The organism is Streptomyces sp. WAC07094, assembly GCF_036320405.1.
In the GTDB taxonomy this organism is placed as follows: Bacteria; Actinomycetota; Actinomycetes; order Streptomycetales; family Streptomycetaceae; genus Streptomyces; species Streptomyces lannensis.
Map to the genome: position 1 here is coordinate 18,278 of NZ_JAVMJZ010000004.1, position 16,171 is coordinate 34,448.

Below are 16,171 nucleotides of genomic sequence, written 5' to 3' on the forward strand. Positions count from 1 at the left end.
GAGCGTGCCGGGGCGAGGAGGCGGTGCGCGGTCGTGGGCGGCGTGTGCGGCATGGCCGTGGACCTGTCTGCTGCGCGGATCGGAGCCTGGCTATGGCAGCCCAGTCCGCACAGCGCGGGTAGGACCGTTCCCCGTACCGGTGCGGCGCATGGATGCGGGAACTGCCCGAGCTGCGCCCGGTAACGGTGCGGCGGGCATCGTCCTGCTTCGGGCGGCGGGATGTCGCATGCTCCCGTCGGTCAACCATTGCCCTCCTCCTGGCGGAGGACGGGGATGGGCCCGGTGGTTGACGCCTGGGCGAGAAGGGCGGATGAGACTTGAACTCCATTGCCGACGGGGGAGTTCATGTGGACCGATGGGATCGGGCGGGACGGGCAGCGGGATACGGGGCGGCACTGGCGCTCACACCGTACTTACTGATCAAGGTGTCGTGGGTGGCCGGTTCGCTGCTGGGGCTGCTGCCGGTGGGCGCGGGTTTCGGCAAGGCGGAGTGGGTGGTGCTGAACAGCGCAACGATCGGCATGGCGGGTATCGGGATCGTGGTCGCGCTCGCGCTGGTTCGGCCGTGGGGGATGCGCATCCCGGCGGCGCCGTTGACATTCTGTGCCTGGGTCGCAACGGGGTTCCTCGTCCCGGTGCTGCCCTACGCCGTCCTCAGCTCACTGCTGGGCTCGGCACAGGGCGATCCGCACAGCGGGAGGCAGGCAGGCCCGTCCATGCCGGCCTGGGAGGCCGCACTGGTCCAGATCGGCTTCGTGGGGATGGGGCTGGGTCTGGCCGTCGCCCTGCCGGCGTACTTGCGGCGGCGCTGGCCACAGGCATTCGCCGGAAGGCTCGGGGACGGCGGCAAGGGCTCCCTTGGGGTGCCGCCGTGGACAGCCGTGATCGGCGCCGCCGTCGGCCTCATCTGGCTGTACTGGGCGCTCGGCGGCACAGCGGGTGTCGCGCACCGTCCAGAGCGCGATCTCACCTGGCACCTGTTGTCCGGCGTCTTCGGGTTCTGGGCCCTTGTCGCTTCCGCCGCCACCTGGGCTGCCGCGCGAGGACGGCCCGCACACATGCCCCGGTGGGCTCCGATAGTGCTGGGCTGGCTCGGGTCGGGTTCATTGTTCGCCTGGAGCGGCTGGAAGCTCCCCTTCACCCTGTACGTGGCGATCGCGCAACCGGCCGATGCGGTGCTGCCGGAGGAACTCGCGCTCGCCGCGGTCCTGCACCTGGCAGCGGTGGCGGCGGGCGCCGCGATGCTGAGGACGCTCGTGCGCACCCGGCCGGTCCCCGGCACACCCGTAGCCGCCGCCTGACCCTGCCGTGCGACGGACAGAGCCCCTGGCAGTGCTGTGGCCGTGAGCCCGGCGACCACGCGTTGACCCTCCCCTTACGTCAGGCTGAAGGCTGTATGCGGACGAAAGGGGGAGGCGGATGAGCTACTCCGTGGGGCAGGTCTCGGCGTTCGCCGGGGTGACGGTACGGACGCTGCACCACTACGACAAGGCGGGGCTGCTCTCGCCCAGCGGCCGCAGCCACGCCGGCTACCGGCTCTACAGCGAAGCGGACCTGGTCCGTCTCCAGCAGATCCTCTTCTACCGCGAACTGGGTTTCTCCCTCGATCAGATCGCCGCGATCTTCAAGGATCCGCAGGCGAACGCCCTGGAGCAGCTGCGGGCCCGGCAGCGGCAGCTGAGTGAGGAGATCGCCCGGCTGCAGCGGCTGGCCGAGGTGGCACAACGGGCGATACAGGTCCAGCAGACCGGGGTGGCGCTGACTCCTCAGGAACGCTTCGAAGTCTTCGGCGAGGTCACCTTCGACCTGAGCTACGCCACCGAGGCGGAGCTGAAGTGGGCCGACTCGGACGGACAGCGCGAGGCGATGGCGCGCGCAGCCGCCCACACCAAGCAGGACTGGCGGCACCTCATGAACGAGGCCGCCGCCTGGCGCGCGGAGCTGCTCGCGGCCTTCGACGAGCAGGAGCCCGGCGAGGGCGAGCGGGCCATGGACCTCGCCGAGGAGCACCGCCTGCACATCTCACGCTGGTTCACCTCCTGCCCGCCCGACATGCACCAGCGCATCGCGGACGACTTCACCGCCGACCCGCGCGCCTTCGCCCTGGTCGTACCGCCCTCGCAGCAGCGCCCGGGCCTGGCCGCCTACCTGCGCCAGGCCATCCACGCCAACGCGGCCCGCCACACGGGCGGACCTGGCGGCATAGAGGAGGACGGATGAGGATCCTGATCGCCGCGGCCGGATCACGCGGCGACGTCGCCCCCTACACGGGCCTGGGCGCCGCACTGCGCCGAGCCGGCCACGACGTCGCCCTGGCCGCCGCGGACGGCTTCGCCCCTCTCGCACGCGACGCGGGGCTGGCATGGCGCCCTCTTCCTGCCGACCCACACGCGCACGGCGTCGTCAGGGGCAAGCGGGAACTGATGCAGGCCGCTGCCGGATTCGTCACCGAACTCGCTCAAGGCTTCGTCGACGCACTCGCCGACGGCACGGACCTGCTCCTGCTGTCGACGACCACGGCCCCGCTCGGCTGGCACCTCGCCGAGGCCACCGGCACACCGAGCCTGGGCGTCTACCTCCAACCCACCGCCCCCACAGGCGACTTCCCGCCCGTCGTCACCGGCACCCGCTCACTGGGCCGCCCCGCCAACCGCATGGCCGCACACCTCGCCTGCCGCATGGCCGACCACGTCTACGCGCAGGCGGTCACCACACTGCGCCGCCGCCTCCACCTGCCGCCCCTGTCCCCGTCCCGGATGCGCCGGCGCCGGGAAGAGGCGAACTGGCCGATCCTGCACGGCTTCAGCACCGCGCTGGTGCCCCGCCCCCGCGACTGGCGCCCGGGCCTTGAGGTGGTGGGCAACTGGTGGCCCCACCACGATCCGGTACAACGGCTGCCCACGGCCCTGGAGGACTTCCTTCGCGCCGGGCCCCGACCCGTCCTCATCGGCTTCGGGAGCATGGCGGCCGGCGACGGGGACCGGCTGAGCCGCCTCGCCGTGCACGCCCTGCGCCGCGCCGGGCTGCGCGGCATCCTCCAAGCCGGCAGCGCCCACCTCGCGGCCGACGGCGACGACGTCCTCACCATCGGGGACGTCCCCCACGCGCTGCTGTTCCCCCGGCTGGCCGCCATCGTCCACCACGCCGGCGCCGGCACCTCGGCCGCCGCACTGCGCGCCGCAGTGCCCGCGGTCCCCGTACCGGTGAGTGCGGATCAGCCGTTCTGGGCCGGGCGGCTTGCCGCACTCGGCGCCGCGACCGACCCGATCCCCTTCCGTGGGCTGACGGCCGAACGCCTCGCCGACGCCCTCGAGAGGGTGGTGAAGCAGCAGTCCTACACCCGGGCCGCCGCGAGAGCGGCACGCCACATGGCGAGCGAGGACGGAGCCGGCCGGACGCTCACGGCCATCCAGCAGCTGACCTGTGCCTGATCCGCCTGCCGCCCTCGTCGCAAGCCCCTTGCGCTCCAGCGACCCCCGGCAACGCGCTCAGAACCGCTCGATCAGCTGGTCGGCGATCGCATCGAGGTCCTGTCCGATGAGATCGGGTTGCGGGCCGACGTCGAGTGGCGCGTTGCCCTCGCGGAGGACGAGTGCCGTCTGCCGGCCGGCCGCCGCGGCGCCGATCGTGTCCCAGACGTGGCACGCCACCAGGCAGATGGCGCCGGGATCGACCTCGAGTGCGCCGGCCGCCGCGACCCGATACGTGAAGACGGCCACGAACTGCCTGGCCGGACTCCCCATCGCGGGCATCCTCCTCCGGTCCGCCCGATAAGCCGAGCGAAACCGCCTGGTCCGGCCGGCGACCTGTGGGTTGTTCAGTGGCCGATGCTGTCCAGTTCGGCCACGTCCTCCTCGGAGAGGGAGAGTCCGGCACCTGCGATGTTCTCGCGCAGGTGGGCGGTGGATGAGGTACCGGGGATGAGCAGGATGTTCGGCGAGCGTTGCATCAGCCAGGCCAGCGCGACCGACATCGGCGTCGCCTCCAGCCGGATCGCGACCTGCGAGAGGGCCTCGGACTGCAGCGGCGTGAAGCCTCCCAGGGGGAAGAACGGCACGTAGGCGATGCCGTCAGCGGCGAGGTGGTCCACGAGGTCGTCGTCGTGGCGGTGGGCGAGGTTGTACATGTTCTGCACGCACACGATCGGGGCGATGCCGCGTGCCTGGGCAACTTGCTCCGCGGTGACGTTGCTGACGCCGAGGTGGCGGATCAGGCCCTCTCGCTGGAGGTCGACGAGCGTTTCGAATGCTTCGGTGATCGAGCCGGGCTGGGGGCCCTGAGCGTCGCCCATGCGCATATTGACCAGGTCAAGGGCCTCGACGCCGAGGGATTCGAGGTTCTCGTGGACCTGCTTGCGCACGTCTTCCGGGCGCCGGGCCGTGGGCCAGCCGCCCTGCGCGTCGCGGGTCGCGCCCACCTTGGTGGCGATGAACAGCGACTCCGGATAGGGGTGCAGCGCTTCGCGGATCAGCTCATTGGTGATGCGCGGTCCGTAGGCGTCGCTGGTGTCGATGTGGGTGATCCCGAGGCTGACTGCCTCGCGCAGGACGGCCAGGGCGCCGTCGTGGTCGGCGGGCGGACCCATGACCCACGCTCCGGCGAGCTGCATCGCGCCATAGCCGAAACGCGTGACGGCCGAGTCACCCAACGTCCAGAGTCCGCCGGGAAGAGGTGTGGAGGGCGTGTTCATCGTGATGCCTTTCACTCATTGCCAGGGGTGGTGTCTCCGGCCCCCTTGCACCAGCATTGGAGACAAACTTCCTATCGGGAAGTAGGCACTCTGAAGTGCCTAACTAACCCAGAGGGTGCGAGGCGAGAGCAGTGACGACGACAAAGGCCGACAAGAAGGCGGAGTACAACGCTTTTTTGGCGGTGTGCCCCAGCCGTCAGCTCCTCGACCGGATCTCAGACAAGTGGGTGGTCCTGATCCTGTGCGCACTGGGCGGTGACGCGTCCGAACAGCCCGGCGCATCGCACGCCCCGAAGGCGATGCGCTTCTCCGAGCTCGCCCGGCTCCTGGCCGGCGTCAGCCAGAAGATGCTGACCCAGACCCTACGAGCCCTCGAACGCGACGGCTTGCTCACCCGCACCGTGACACCCACGGTCCCCGTCACCGTCACCTACGAGCTGACTGACCTCGGCCTCTCACTCCACCACCTGACACGCGGGCTCAGACAGTGGGCGCAGACCCACATGGACGAAGTCTTCGCCAACCGCGAGAAGCACGACACACGAGCCTCCTAGCGGGGGACAGCGTTCTGCGTCCCTGCTGCGGGCTGAGATGAACCCGACCCTGAGCTACGTGCAGTGGACGCGAATTGAGCCGCCATTTCCGGGACCGGACGCCGCGACCGGGCCTAAGGCCGAAACAACCGGCGGCTGATCCAAACGAAACCACCTAGTCCCGCATGCTGCGGGACAGCCACGGCGTCAGCCGTATCATCCCCGCCACCAGCTCCTGGTAGGTCTCGTCGCCGGGCAGCGGCACCACGAGCCGCAGGCCCGGGGGAAACACCCGGCCCTTGGTGTAGGCGAGGCCGCTGTAGAGGGACCGGAGGAACGCGGGGACCGAGTCGCGCGGCACGTCGTGGAAGTCCACCCCGTCCACGGTGATCTTCGCGTCGTCCTCCGGGAACAGGAGCACGCTCACCGACGGCGACCCCCCGAGTTCCACGAACGCCTCGTGCGGCAGTGAGCCGTCGGCGTCGAGCACGGTGAAGACGCCGGCCGACGTGCGCCGCGAGGTCTGGTCCGCGCCGATGTCGTCGGTGACGGACACCTCCAGCGCGTACTCCGTCGCGATCGCGCGGATCGCGGTGACGGCGGCCTCGGTGGTCGGCAGATGCGCATGCTCCATGACCCTGATCATGCCCGACACCGGCCACGGGGCGCCCTGTTGAGGACGAATCCAACTCTGCGACGCGGGAGGGCCGTTGCGGCCGCCCCGGATGCGGGGAGAGGGGCACGGGTGGAGCGCGGCGCACACCTGAAGGCGCCGTCTGTCGTGGGCGGCGGCCGGGTTGCCTGCTCGCGTGACGGGTGTTTGTGCTGGTGGGGGCCTTGCCCGGAGGGAGGGGGAGTGGGCCGTGCAGTGAATGTGGTCTGCGCTACAACCATCCGGCGGCCCGCGCGGTCTTACCTGATGACCGATACGCGTGGACAGTGCTCTTCACGGGGTGTGAAGGCTTTCGCGGCGTTTTGTCGTGTCTTGTGTGCTGTCCGGCGTGCCTGATCGTCATCAGCGACACCGTCATTCGGAGCAAGGGGGAACTTTCTCATGCGTGCTCGCAGCATCCTGGTCGTCGCGGCGGCCTCCGCCGCCGCACTGATCCCGGCGGCCTCCGCCGTCGCGGGGACGGGCCCGGCCCCGGCACCCGCCAAGCAGCACCTCACGGCCCGTTCCACCGCCCCGTCGGAGGCGGGCAACCCGCTCACCACCACCGCGCAGGCCGCGGGCGTGTGCGCGGACGCCTACCAGATCGGCGCCACCGCCTACATCAACCGGGCCGGCGCCCACGTCGCGTCCGTCAAGCAGTTCTACTCGCCCTCCTGCAAGCGCAACTACGGCTACGTGTGGGTGTGGCAGAGCTTCCGCAGCAAGATCAAGGACTACGACGTCAGCACCGGCGTCTACAGCTACTCCCGCGACCAGATCGTCGGCCAGGACTGGTGGAACGCCACCAACGGCCAGGAGTTCTGGTCGCTGCCGGCGGCCACGGTGAGCGAGTGCACCGCGGCGATCGGCACCCTGCGCGCCCCGGGTGACCCGGTGGCCGGGCAGGCCGTCACGGCCAAGCGCTGCTGAAAAAGCGTCACCCCTGCCCGGGGTCCGGCCGGCGCGCGGCGGCCGGACCCCGGCACGGTCCGCTCCCGGAGGGCAGAACGGGCTGCGTTCATGCCGGTGCGGTGACCCGCAGGACGGCCTGGCTGCCCTCCACGATGTACAGGTCGCCACTGCGGCGGTCGACGGCCACGTCGAACGGTCCGGCGAGCGCGGCCGACAGGGCGGGTCCGCCGTCGCGGCCGGTGGTGCCGAACGAGCCGCTGCCGGCCACGGTCGTGATCCGGCCGCCCTGCACACGGCGGACGACGTTGTTGAGGGTGTCCGCGATGTACAGGGTGCCGGCGTCGTCGACGTCGATGCCGTGCGGTGTGTTCAGTGCGGCGGCTACGGCAGCCCCGCCGTCGCCCGCCCCGCTGTCACCGGGCCGGCCGGGGGTGCCGGTGCCGGCGACGGTGCGGATCCGCCCGTCCGCTGCGATGCACCGGACGCGATGATTGTAGGTGTCGGCGATGTACAGGGCGCCGGACGCATCGACGGCTATCCCGCAGGGATGGTTCAACTCGGCCCGCTCCGCGCGGATGCCGTCGCCGTTGTAGCCGGCGGTGCCGGTGCCGGCGAGGGTGCGGATGGTCCCGTCGCCCGGGATCATCCGGATGCGGTTGCTGTAGGTGTCGGCGACATACACGGTGCCGGCGCCGTCCACCGCGAGGGCGTGCGGATGGTGGAGCGAGGCGTGCACGGCAGGGGTGCGGTCGCCGCTGTATCCGGCCCGGCCGTCACCGGCGACCCCGACGAGCACACCCGCCGGATCCACCTTACGGATGCGGTTGTTGTAGGTGTCGGCGATGTAGACGGTGCCGTGCGCGTCCACCGCCACACCGTGGGGGTGGTTGAGGTGCGAGCGGGCAGCAGGCAGGCCGTCGTCGTAGCCGATGCTGTTCATCACCCCGGCGACCTGTTCGGTGGCGCCGGTGACCTGGTGCTGGCGCACGACGGCGTCGAAGACGGTGACGTCGAGGGCCGGCTGCGCGGACGGGGTGCGGATCTGGAACTGGCAGGCGGCGCCGGACACCGTCGTGGTCAGTGCGAGGGTCTGCGGCGAGCCGGTCAGCACCACGGGCGCGGTGCGGACGTCTTCGGCGCCGTTGTAGAAGCCGAGATACACGGTGCCCGACCCGCGCACGCCGACACAGCAGTCGACGCGCGCGCCGGCGAGCACGCTCGGCACCGCGTACAGCCAGGTGTTCGCCGCCACGTCGGTGCCCGTGAAGCGGACGGCGCTGCGCCCGTCCACGGTGGCGGGCTCGAGCAGCAGGCGGGCCGGGCCGGTCGCGGAGGTGGCCTTCCAGACCAGTTGGCCGGTGGGCGCGCCGAATCCGCCGGCGAGTTCCTGATCGCTCCACGAGGACGGCGCCGCGATCCGCCCGACGACGCCGGCGGCACCGGCCGCAACGTAGATCCGGCCGGCCGCATCGACGCCGATGCCGTGGTTGTCCCCGAGGACGCTCTTGCCGCCGGCGATCGGCACGGCCTGGCGCAGGTCGAGACCGGCCGCCGGGCCGCCGAAGCCGCGGCGGTCGCTGCCGTCGCCGGCGATGGTGCTGATCGTCGCCACGTCTGCCCTTTTCTCCCTGAGCCCCGTCCTGGTGCGTCTTGGCTGCTTCAGCCGCTTTGGCCGACGGCGGTGACGCGGTTCAGCGGCAGCGGGACAATGACCTGACGCTGTCTCAGGTAGCGGATGAAGCCCTCGCGGTCGCGCTCGCCCCGGACCGGGTCGGTGAAGGAGGTGACCGCGCTCGTGCCGTCCGCGCCGATCAGCGTGTAGCTCAGGCCGGCCAGCCGGTAGCTGCGCCCGGTATCCAGCACGGTGTCGTCGATGAACACCGCCTGCGGGTCTATCCGGGAGCCGGGCGGCTTGCCCGGGTCGACGCTGTAGCGCACGTTGTGCGAGACGGCCAGCGGCGCGAAGGCGACGGTGCCGCCCTGCCCGGCCGTCCACTGGCCCTCCAGCGCGGCGTGGACGGCGGCCCCGGTGACGGTGACGCTCAGCACGACAGCGCCGTAGCCGAACGCGTTCCACGCCTCGCCGAAGAGCACCACACCGTCCTCGTCGCCCGGCACATCGCCTTGCGCGTAGGTGAGCCCGTCGCCGCCCAGAGCCGCCGATCCCGTGGCCGGGGCGGTTGAGAAGAGTGCGAGGTCGGCGCGGGAGCCGTCCTGGTTGGCCAGCCAGTACACCGCGTCGGCGGCGAGGTCGCCCATCGTGCTTTCGCCCAGCGCGTTGGCGGTGCGGGAGAAGCCGGCGCTCTGCCGGGCCACGGGCTGCGCGTAGCGCCGGGTGGCCTGATCGACCCAGTAGTCGGCGATGGCCTGGATCTCCGGGTCGGGCGGCACGTCGTGCGTGGTCGGGTGGTTGACCGACGTGGTCAGCTCCCGCACCACCTCACCGGTGCGCGGGTCCAGCCGCAGCACGATCTCGCTGATCAGCTGTCCGTGGCAGCCCGCCTCGACCACCGGCCGGGGCCGGCCGAGCGGGTCGGGCAGCATGCCGTTGAACGCCGCGTGCCAGTGCCCGGTGACGATGGCCGCGATATCGGGGGAGGCCTGGGCGGCCAGCTGGAAGCAGAACCCCGTCGGGTCGCTCAGGCCGTTGAAGTCCGTCCCCGCCGCGCCCCCGTCGTGCATGCTGACGACGATCGCGTTCACGCCCCTGGCCTTCAGTTCGGCCGCGTAGGTGTTGACGGTGGCGATCTGGTCGAGCTCGCCGAGATGGGGCTGGTACGACGTCGAACCGGTCACCGTCCCCAGCACGGTCAGGTGGATGAACCCCACCGGCAGCCTGCGCCCCTTGCCCGCCTCCACCCACACGATCGAGTACGGCGGCACGATCGACAGCCCCGAATCCGCGTACACGATGTTGGACGTGTAGAAGGGGAAGTTCGCGCCGCCGAATCTTTTGCCGGTGGAGTCGGTGAAAGAGCCGTCGAGTCCGGGGACGCCGTAGGGTTTGCCCTTCTCGATGTGGTCGATCAGGTATTCGGGGAAGCGCTGGTCGAGTTCGTGGTTTCCGACCGTGCTGAACTTAAGGCCGAGCTTGTTCAGCACTTCCACCGTCGGCTCGTTGGCCAGGGAGTCCGCCTCGAAGGTCCAGCCGGAGAAGTTGTCCCCGGACGAGAAGAAGATCGAGTTCTTCCGCCCGGCCCGCAGCCTCTTCAGATGGGCCGCCAGATATCCGACACCGCCCACCACGACCTGGTCCCCGGCATGGTCGGTCAGGACGTTGTAGCCGCCGACCTCCGCCGGCTGGAGGTAGCCGTGCAGGTCGGTGATGTTGAGCAGCTGCACCTCGACATGGCGGTCCGGATTCAGCTCGATCGCGTTCGCCGACGCGTACGCGTGCTGACCGACACCGGCCCATCCAGGTGCACCGACCAGCGCAGAGGCGATTGCCCGGGTGCCGGCGCGAAGAAAATTGCGCCGCCCGATGTCGTCACCGTGGGACATGCTCACCGAACTTCCCGTCCGACACGATCAGTGCCGGAAGGGAAGTTATCCACGCAACGGGACAGGCGAATGAATGCCCAGTGGTTTCCCGATGCACGCATCATGGTCCGCACCGAATGCCCGGGTGAACGGAACGATGCCGGCGGGGTGTTGCCACGTAAAGAGCCGAAAACCTTGGTGAACTCTTCCGTCGAGGGACGACGTCTCCATCGGTTTTCACCGAAAAACATAGCCGGAGCCGCCCCTCTTCCCTCCGCGGGTGGTCTCGGCGCTTCCCGGGCCAGGACAACTGCGCGCACCGGCTACCGGAAGTCGGACATACAGCAAGCGCGTGCAGGGCCCGTGCCGGCGAGGACACCGGTGACCGCACCGGGACGCCGCCCGCCGGCGAGCGCCCGCGACGCAAGCGATCCCGCTTCGGGGTGCAGGCGGAGCCCGCCTTGCCGCTCTCGCCCCGTCACAGTCCGGAACCGAGATACCGCAGAGCGCACATCCCCCCGCCCGGTGACGCTGCCCCTGCCCCCTCATCAGCGCTCCCTTGGCGCCGGAAGCCGCCCTTCCGTTGGGCCGTCCCGGTCCCGACGCGCTCCGATATCGCCGCTGCCCGCCCCGGAGGACACTGGTGGCGTACCGAGCTCTGAGGCGAGTCGAAAGCTGATGACTATGGGTGCATCTCGTACCACCGAGCGCGGCGGCCACCCCGAGGTGGCCCACCCAGAAGACCCGGCGGCCCACATCATCGTCGACGACAGGGGCACGGTGGCCGGATGGAGCTCCGCCGCCCAACGGCTCCTGGGCTACCCCGTCCACGCGATGCTGGGACGCCCGGTAACGGACCTGCTGGCCGATACCGGGCCCCCGGCAGCCCCGCGCCCCGCCGATGACGCCTTCGCAGTGCGGCTGCGGCACGCCAATGGCGCCGATGTCTCCTGCCAGGTGGGCATCCGCCCCGAACGCACCGGGCAGGCGGGAACAAGGTGGCAGGTGACGCTCGCCTGCGCACAGGAGGAAAGCCCGACCGCCGAACTCGACCACGCCCTGCTGGACACCCTCTTCACGGCCTCACCCGTAGGCCTGTACCTCCTGGACCCCGAGCTGCGGATCATCCGCTTCAACCCCGCGGCCGAAGGCATGGAGAACACCTCGATGGCAGAAGCCGTCGGCCGGCGCCCCACCGAGGTATGGCCGGACTTCGCCGTGGAGATGGTGGAACGAATCATGGAGCAGGTCCGTGACACCCGGCAGTCGGCGATCGCCGTCGAAAAGCGGATGTACCCCCCGGGAGACCCCTACCACGAACATGTCTACTCGGCCTCCGTCTTCCCACTGGAGGACAGTCACGGCCGGCTGCTGGGCATCGCGGACGCCACCATCGACGTCACCGCCCGCGACCTGGCCAAGGAGCGGCTGAACGTGCTGGCCCTGGCCGGCACCCGGATCGGGGCGACCCTCGACGTCCTCGACACCGCCCGCGGCCTGGCGGAAGTGTCCGTGCCGGGGCTGGCCGACGGCATGGCGGTGGAAGTGCTGGAGTCGGTCCTGGCCGGAGAAGACCTCGTCCCCGGCCCCGTACAACCCGACACCGTGCTGCGCCGCGCGATGGTCCGCATGCGGGACGAGGAGGACCCTGCAACGGTCGGCGACCCGGAGGGCAGGGTGAGTGCCGCCGAGGCCCTCGCCGACTTCCAGCCGCGCATCCTCGATCCGCTCAGCGCTGTCGGGCGCCGGGCCATGGCCGGCCTGCCGACCCACCGGGACATGCCCCACTCGCTGATGGTGGTCCCTCTTGTCGCGCAGGACCGGGCTCTGGGACTTGCCACGTTCTGCCGCTGGGGAGCACGCCGGCCCTTCGAACAGGACGATCTGACTCTGGCCGCGGAACTCGCCCAGCGCACCGCGGCATGTCTCGACAACGGCCGCCGCTACTTGCGTGAACGCAATTCCGTTGCTGCACTGCAGCACGCTTTGCGCCCGGACGGTGTGCTCCCCGAGCAGACCATGGACGTCGCCCATGCCTACGTGCAGGCAGGTTCCGGCGGCGACTGGGTCGATGCCGTCCCCCTCTCCGGCGCCCGCGTGGCCCTCGTCGCCGGCCGCGCGCCGGGCCACGGCCTGCAGACCGCCGCAGCGGCGGGACGGCTGCGCGCCGCGGTCCACACGCTGTCGGACATGGACCTGCAGCCGGACGAACTCCTCGCCCGACTCGACGACCTGGCACGCCGGCTCAGCAAGGAAGACGGCCACCACGCCCCACCGCCGGTCCCGGACGGCGAGGCCAGAGAGGCGGGCGCGACCTGCCTCTACCTGATCTACGATCCGGTGTCGCTGCGCTGCTCCATGGCCAGCGCCGGCCACCCCTGGCCCGTGATCGTGCACCCCGACGGCACCACCGTCACCCTGGACCACCCCATCGGCGCCCCCCTGCGCTGCTCCGACGGGCCGTTCGAAAAGATCGACCTCGACCTCCCCGAACACTCGATGCTCGCCCTGTACAGCCCGGGCCTGTTCCAGGAACAGTCCGAAGCCCTGGCCCGCGAGCGCATAGCCGACCTCCTCACCGGCTACACCGGATCCGTGCGCCAGGCGTGCAGCATGCTCACCCAGGCGCTCGTGCCACCGCACCCCCGCGAAGACGCCGTCGTCAAGGTGGCCCGCACCCACTCCCTCAGCCCCGCACGCGTTGTGTCTTGGGACCTGCCCAGCGACCCCTCCGTGGTCTCCATCGCCCGCTCCCTGGTCACCGAGCAGCTCACGAGCTGGGACATGAGCGAGACGACCTTCACCACCGAACTCATCGCCAGCGAACTGGTCACCAACGCCATTCGCTATGCCAAACCCCCCGTCCGCCTCCGCCTCATCCGCGGCCACGTCCTGACCTGCGAGGTCTCCGACGGCAGCAGCACCTCACCCCGGCTGCGCCACGCCCGCACCACCGACGAAGGCGGCCGCGGACTGCTCCTGGCCGCCCGCCTCTCCGAACGCTGGGGCACCCGCTACACCGACGACGGCAAAACCGTCTGGGTTGAACAGAGCATCCCCGAACTCGCGACCGTATAAGGACGCGTGGAAGGCCGCCGGCTGCGCTGGGGGCACGCAGTGTCCACACGGCTCAGATGTCGTCTCAGCCGGTGCAGCGGTGGCGGACGAGGGCACCCTGCGATGCCGCGGCGAAGATTGCCGACCTGGTCCCCGGCCGTCCAAGTCGGCTCCGGGCTTGCCCGTTCCCCCGGGCAGCCTAGACCTTCGCGTCCGGCTTCCATTCCTGGACCAGGAGCCCGAGCAGTACCTCGTCCAGGAACTCGCCCATCACCCAGGCCGAGGAGCGCAGCACACCCTCGCGGACGAAGCCGTTGCGTTCGGCGGAGCGCAGCATCGCGGCGTTGTCCGACAGCGTCTCGATCTGCAGTCGCTGCAGGCCGCGTACGACGAAACCGTAGTGGCACAGCACCGCGACCACATCGGTGCCGTAGCCCTTGCCGCGCGAGGACGGCCGCAGCCCCAACCCGATGTGCGCGGACCGGTTGTGATTGTCGATGCCCCACAGCGCCGCGGTTCCCACCAGCGTGCCGCGATCCAGCTCCACCACAGAGAACGGGACGATGCCCTGGTCCTTGTCGTCCACCACGAACCGCGAGTCCTTTGAACCGGGCGTGATCGGCCGCCACGGCCCGCTTTCGGCCCGCGAGGAGTTGACCACGTCGTCGTAGAGCTCGGTCCGCAGGATCGGGATGTCGTCCTCGTACCGGGCCCTCAGCCCGACCTTGCCGCCCCTTAGCATGCAGGTTTCCTATCCGACCGGGCCGGCCGGCGGCAAACCAATACTGATGCGAGCCGCCGTACCCCTTCGCACGAGATGCCCTCACCCTTCGCTTTGAATTCCCGAGTTGACCCCGGTGTGGAGCGGCGCGGCGAGCCCCACGGCCCGCTCGTAGTGTTCCAGCACAGGGACGGGTTCCGGGTTCCTGCTCAGAGTCAGGTCCTTGGAGCCGCAGCCTTGGTAGACGGTGAGGGCCGTCGGCGGGAAGGGCGACCTTCAAGGTGCTGAAGGTGCGCAGCCATCGAAGCGATCGCTGCGCAGTGGAGTGTCGACGCCTCCCGGGGGAACACGTGTGCCATCAACTCATGAAGGGGCGACAGGCATGGAGATCTCAAGCATCATCAGCGCGATCGTCATCGGCATCGTGATCGGTGTCCTTGGCCGACTCGTGGTCCCTGGCCGACAGCACATCGGCATCCTGTGGACGATCGTCATCGGCATTATCGCCGCCTTCATCGGCACGGCCATCGCAGCGGGCATCGGCGTCGCCGACACCGACGGCGTCGACTGGATCGAATGGCTCATCCAGATCGCCCTCGCGGCAGTGGGCGTGGCTGCACTCAGCAAGGTCAAGGTGCGCCACTGACAGGCGACTTCAGCCCCTTTGCGGAACCTGACCAGCTCGGTTTGCCGCGTCTGCAGGTGACACTTTGCCCCGCAGGCGCGGCGGACTGCTTTCCGGCCGATGCTACGCAGTCCTGCAGGTCAGAACGTGGCCTTCACGTTCCCTGTGGCATGCCGACCGGGGAAGCGGATCAGTTGCTGAACACGGCAGGTGACGACGTTCCTCGGGGCCCCTCAGTGAGCACCGCACGTGCCTGGCGGTTCTGCGCCCGGGAGCGCCAGCTTTTTGTCGATGCTGCGGTGCAGAGCACCCGAAGAGGTGTAGACCGCCTGGTCTGGAAAGTGCAGAGAAGAGGGGCCTGTGCCGACGTTCCCTGCTCTGTAGGCGAAGGTCTGCGTTGCAAAGGAAGGACAGGGCTGCAGCTGGCGGCGCCGCTTGCTGGAGGAAGCGTTCATGCCGAGAGCAGTACGCCATACTGGTGCAGTGACTACGCGCGGCTCCGCCACCTCTGTCCGTTGGGCTCACCTGGCCGAACGTCTTCCTACGAGCCTCGAGGAGCTGTCTGGCCCCCGCAGGGGGAGTGTCGAACTTCCTTTGCACCTGGCCTGGTCCGGGCTGACCCGCTTCGACCTCGGCGACGAACAGCTCCTGCTAGGCCTATACCGGATCGTGCTTACCAACGGTCTGCGCGAAGACCTCATTCGATACCTCAACGCTGACCTTCTCCTGCGCCACTGGTCACGACTGCGCATCGCTCTCGGCCGGCCCGTGCGCAGCTGCTGGGAGGAGCGCTTCCCGCAGTTGGTGGCTGCAGCTGCAGCATGAAGCTTCCCGACCTGCACCGTCGCCTGCTCAGCGACACCCTGACGTGCGGCAACACCTACGGCCTTGTGCTGGCGGGCGGATATGCCATCCAGGCCCACGATCTCGTCTCCCGCCTCAGCCAAGATCTCGACTTGGCCACCAACGCGGCTGCGGGCATGACTGAGATTGTCCAGACGCTTGTGTCCGGCCTCGAGGAAAAAGGGTGGGCCATCAGCGTCGTCGAGATCGCCCCCCGCATGGCCCGTCTGATCGCCACGGACCCTGTGATCAACGCACAGTGTGAGCTGGACATTCTTAAGGAGATCTTTCTCAAGCCACCAGCTCAGACGGATGCTGGGCCCACCCTCTCCCGTGACGACGCTGTCGGCCTGAAGGTCCGCGCACTGCACGATCGCGGCTTCCCTCGTGACGTCATCGATGTCTTCAGCGCCCGCGAGCTGTACACGACGGCGGAATTCGAGTGGCTTGGCGCTCAGCATGACGAGGAGTTCGACTTGGAAGAACTCCACAGCCGGCTTGAAGCGGTCGACTTCACCTCCGACCGCGAGTACGCCGCCTACGGGATGGCTTCGAACGAGATTACCGAGCTACGGATGTGGGTCCAGCATTGGCTGGACGACCTTGGGCTGCGGCTCGCACAGCCATACGACGAAAACGAGTAAGACGGGGATCGCCG

The 16,171-nt window shown here is 69.8% G+C and carries 14 protein-coding genes; 8 read left to right on the plus strand and 6 right to left on the minus strand.

Going from position 1 to position 16,171, the window contains the following annotated elements; translation table 11 throughout:
* The first annotated feature begins 347 nt into the window (after window positions 1-347).
* The 3 genes from RCR19_RS41955 to RCR19_RS41965 all read left to right on the plus strand — a co-directional run bounded on the left by RCR19_RS41955 (window position 348) and on the right by RCR19_RS41965 (window position 3,431).
* Entirely contained in the window at window positions 348-1,301 is a 954-nt protein-coding gene (locus RCR19_RS41955) for a hypothetical protein (protein WP_331270360.1), read from the plus strand.
* A gap of 118 nt (window positions 1,302-1,419) precedes the next feature.
* Window positions 1,420-2,220: a MerR family transcriptional regulator gene (locus RCR19_RS41960; protein WP_331270361.1), complete on the plus strand. Its 801-nt coding sequence runs from the start codon at window positions 1,420-1,422 to the stop codon at window positions 2,218-2,220.
* A complete protein-coding gene (locus tag RCR19_RS41965; RefSeq protein WP_331270362.1) occupies window positions 2,217-3,431 on the plus strand; it encodes a glycosyltransferase in 1,215 nt (404 codons plus the stop codon). Before RCR19_RS41960 ends, RCR19_RS41965 begins: the two co-directional genes overlap by 4 nt.
* Before the next feature lie 57 nt (window positions 3,432-3,488).
* On the opposite strand, the gene RCR19_RS41970 is transcribed toward RCR19_RS41965, so the two are convergent.
* The gene (locus RCR19_RS41970; protein ID WP_331270363.1) at window positions 3,489-3,743 is read right to left on the minus strand and encodes a hypothetical protein; all 255 of its coding nucleotides are present in this window, start codon (window positions 3,741-3,743) and stop codon (window positions 3,489-3,491) included.
* Window positions 3,744-3,817: 74 nt separating this feature from the next.
* Window positions 3,818-4,690: an aldo/keto reductase family oxidoreductase gene (locus RCR19_RS41975; RefSeq protein ID WP_331270364.1), complete on the minus strand. Its 873-nt coding sequence runs from the start codon at window positions 4,688-4,690 to the stop codon at window positions 3,818-3,820.
* 131 nt (window positions 4,691-4,821) lie between these two features.
* Between RCR19_RS41975 and RCR19_RS41980 the strand changes: the two genes are divergently transcribed.
* On the plus strand, window positions 4,822-5,244 hold the full coding sequence (locus tag RCR19_RS41980) for a helix-turn-helix domain-containing protein (RefSeq protein ID WP_331270365.1): 423 nt from the start codon (window positions 4,822-4,824) through the stop codon (window positions 5,242-5,244).
* A 154-nt stretch (window positions 5,245-5,398) separates the two neighbouring features.
* Here the strand turns inward: RCR19_RS41980 and RCR19_RS41985 are convergent, their stop codons facing one another.
* Window positions 5,399-5,857: a hypothetical protein gene (locus tag RCR19_RS41985; protein ID WP_331270366.1), complete on the minus strand. Its 459-nt coding sequence runs from the start codon at window positions 5,855-5,857 to the stop codon at window positions 5,399-5,401.
* A gap of 420 nt (window positions 5,858-6,277) precedes the next feature.
* On the opposite strand from RCR19_RS41985, the gene RCR19_RS41990 reads away from it, so the two are divergent.
* Complete coding sequence (locus RCR19_RS41990; RefSeq protein ID WP_331270367.1) at window positions 6,278-6,805, plus strand: hypothetical protein; 528 nt, start codon at window positions 6,278-6,280, stop codon at window positions 6,803-6,805.
* 88 nt (window positions 6,806-6,893) lie between these two features.
* Here RCR19_RS41990 and RCR19_RS41995 read toward each other — a convergent pair whose 3' ends face one another.
* Window positions 6,894-8,399 carry a hypothetical protein gene (locus RCR19_RS41995; RefSeq protein WP_331270368.1) on the minus strand — a complete coding sequence of 502 codons (1,506 nt, stop codon included), beginning with the start codon at window positions 8,397-8,399 and terminating at the stop codon, window positions 6,894-6,896.
* Between the two features lie 47 nt (window positions 8,400-8,446).
* Window positions 8,447-10,288 carry a 5'-nucleotidase C-terminal domain-containing protein gene (locus RCR19_RS42000; protein WP_331270590.1) on the minus strand — a complete coding sequence of 614 codons (1,842 nt, stop codon included), beginning with the start codon at window positions 10,286-10,288 and terminating at the stop codon, window positions 8,447-8,449.
* 663 nt (window positions 10,289-10,951) lie between these two features.
* Between RCR19_RS42000 and RCR19_RS42005 the strand changes: the two genes are divergently transcribed.
* Window positions 10,952-13,345 carry a SpoIIE family protein phosphatase gene (locus RCR19_RS42005; protein ID WP_331270369.1) on the plus strand — a complete coding sequence of 798 codons (2,394 nt, stop codon included), beginning with the start codon at window positions 10,952-10,954 and terminating at the stop codon, window positions 13,343-13,345.
* Window positions 13,346-13,523: 178 nt separating this feature from the next.
* On the opposite strand, the gene RCR19_RS42010 is transcribed toward RCR19_RS42005, so the two are convergent.
* Entirely contained in the window at window positions 13,524-14,066 is a 543-nt protein-coding gene (locus RCR19_RS42010) for a GNAT family protein (protein WP_331270370.1), read from the minus strand.
* Between the two features lie 361 nt (window positions 14,067-14,427).
* Between RCR19_RS42010 and RCR19_RS42015 the strand changes: the two genes are divergently transcribed.
* Together RCR19_RS42015 and RCR19_RS42020 are read left to right on the plus strand one after the other, a co-directional pair.
* The gene (locus RCR19_RS42015; protein WP_059132809.1) at window positions 14,428-14,691 is read left to right on the plus strand and encodes a hypothetical protein; all 264 of its coding nucleotides are present in this window, start codon (window positions 14,428-14,430) and stop codon (window positions 14,689-14,691) included.
* A gap of 800 nt (window positions 14,692-15,491) precedes the next feature.
* The gene (locus RCR19_RS42020; protein ID WP_331270371.1) at window positions 15,492-16,157 is read left to right on the plus strand and encodes a nucleotidyl transferase AbiEii/AbiGii toxin family protein; all 666 of its coding nucleotides are present in this window, start codon (window positions 15,492-15,494) and stop codon (window positions 16,155-16,157) included.
* The last annotated feature ends 14 nt before the right edge of the window (window positions 16,158-16,171 follow it).

What these genes read in the sequence shown, in the direction of transcription:
- RCR19_RS41960 (WP_331270361.1), top strand. Translation starts at nt 1,420, where the DNA reads ATGAGCTACTCCGTGGGGCAGGTCTCGGCGTTCGCCGGGGTGACGGTA.
- RCR19_RS41965 (WP_331270362.1), top strand. Translation starts at nt 2,217, where the DNA reads ATGAGGATCCTGATCGCCGCGGCCGGATCACGCGGCGACGTCGCCCCC.
- RCR19_RS41970 (WP_331270363.1), bottom strand. Translation starts at nt 3,743, where the DNA reads ATGGGGAGTCCGGCCAGGCAGTTCGTGGCCGTCTTCACGTATCGGGTC.
- RCR19_RS41975 (WP_331270364.1), bottom strand. Translation starts at nt 4,690, where the DNA reads ATGAACACGCCCTCCACACCTCTTCCCGGCGGACTCTGGACGTTGGGT.
- RCR19_RS41985 (WP_331270366.1), bottom strand. Translation starts at nt 5,857, where the DNA reads ATGGAGCATGCGCATCTGCCGACCACCGAGGCCGCCGTCACCGCGATC.
- RCR19_RS41990 (WP_331270367.1), top strand. Translation starts at nt 6,278, where the DNA reads ATGCGTGCTCGCAGCATCCTGGTCGTCGCGGCGGCCTCCGCCGCCGCA.
- RCR19_RS42000 (WP_331270590.1), bottom strand. Translation starts at nt 10,288, where the DNA reads ATGTCCCACGGTGACGACATCGGGCGGCGCAATTTTCTTCGCGCCGGC.
- RCR19_RS42005 (WP_331270369.1), top strand. Translation starts at nt 10,952, where the DNA reads ATGGGTGCATCTCGTACCACCGAGCGCGGCGGCCACCCCGAGGTGGCC.
- RCR19_RS42010 (WP_331270370.1), bottom strand. Translation starts at nt 14,066, where the DNA reads ATGCTAAGGGGCGGCAAGGTCGGGCTGAGGGCCCGGTACGAGGACGAC.
- RCR19_RS42015 (WP_059132809.1), top strand. Translation starts at nt 14,428, where the DNA reads ATGGAGATCTCAAGCATCATCAGCGCGATCGTCATCGGCATCGTGATC.
- RCR19_RS42020 (WP_331270371.1), top strand. Translation starts at nt 15,492, where the DNA reads ATGAAGCTTCCCGACCTGCACCGTCGCCTGCTCAGCGACACCCTGACG.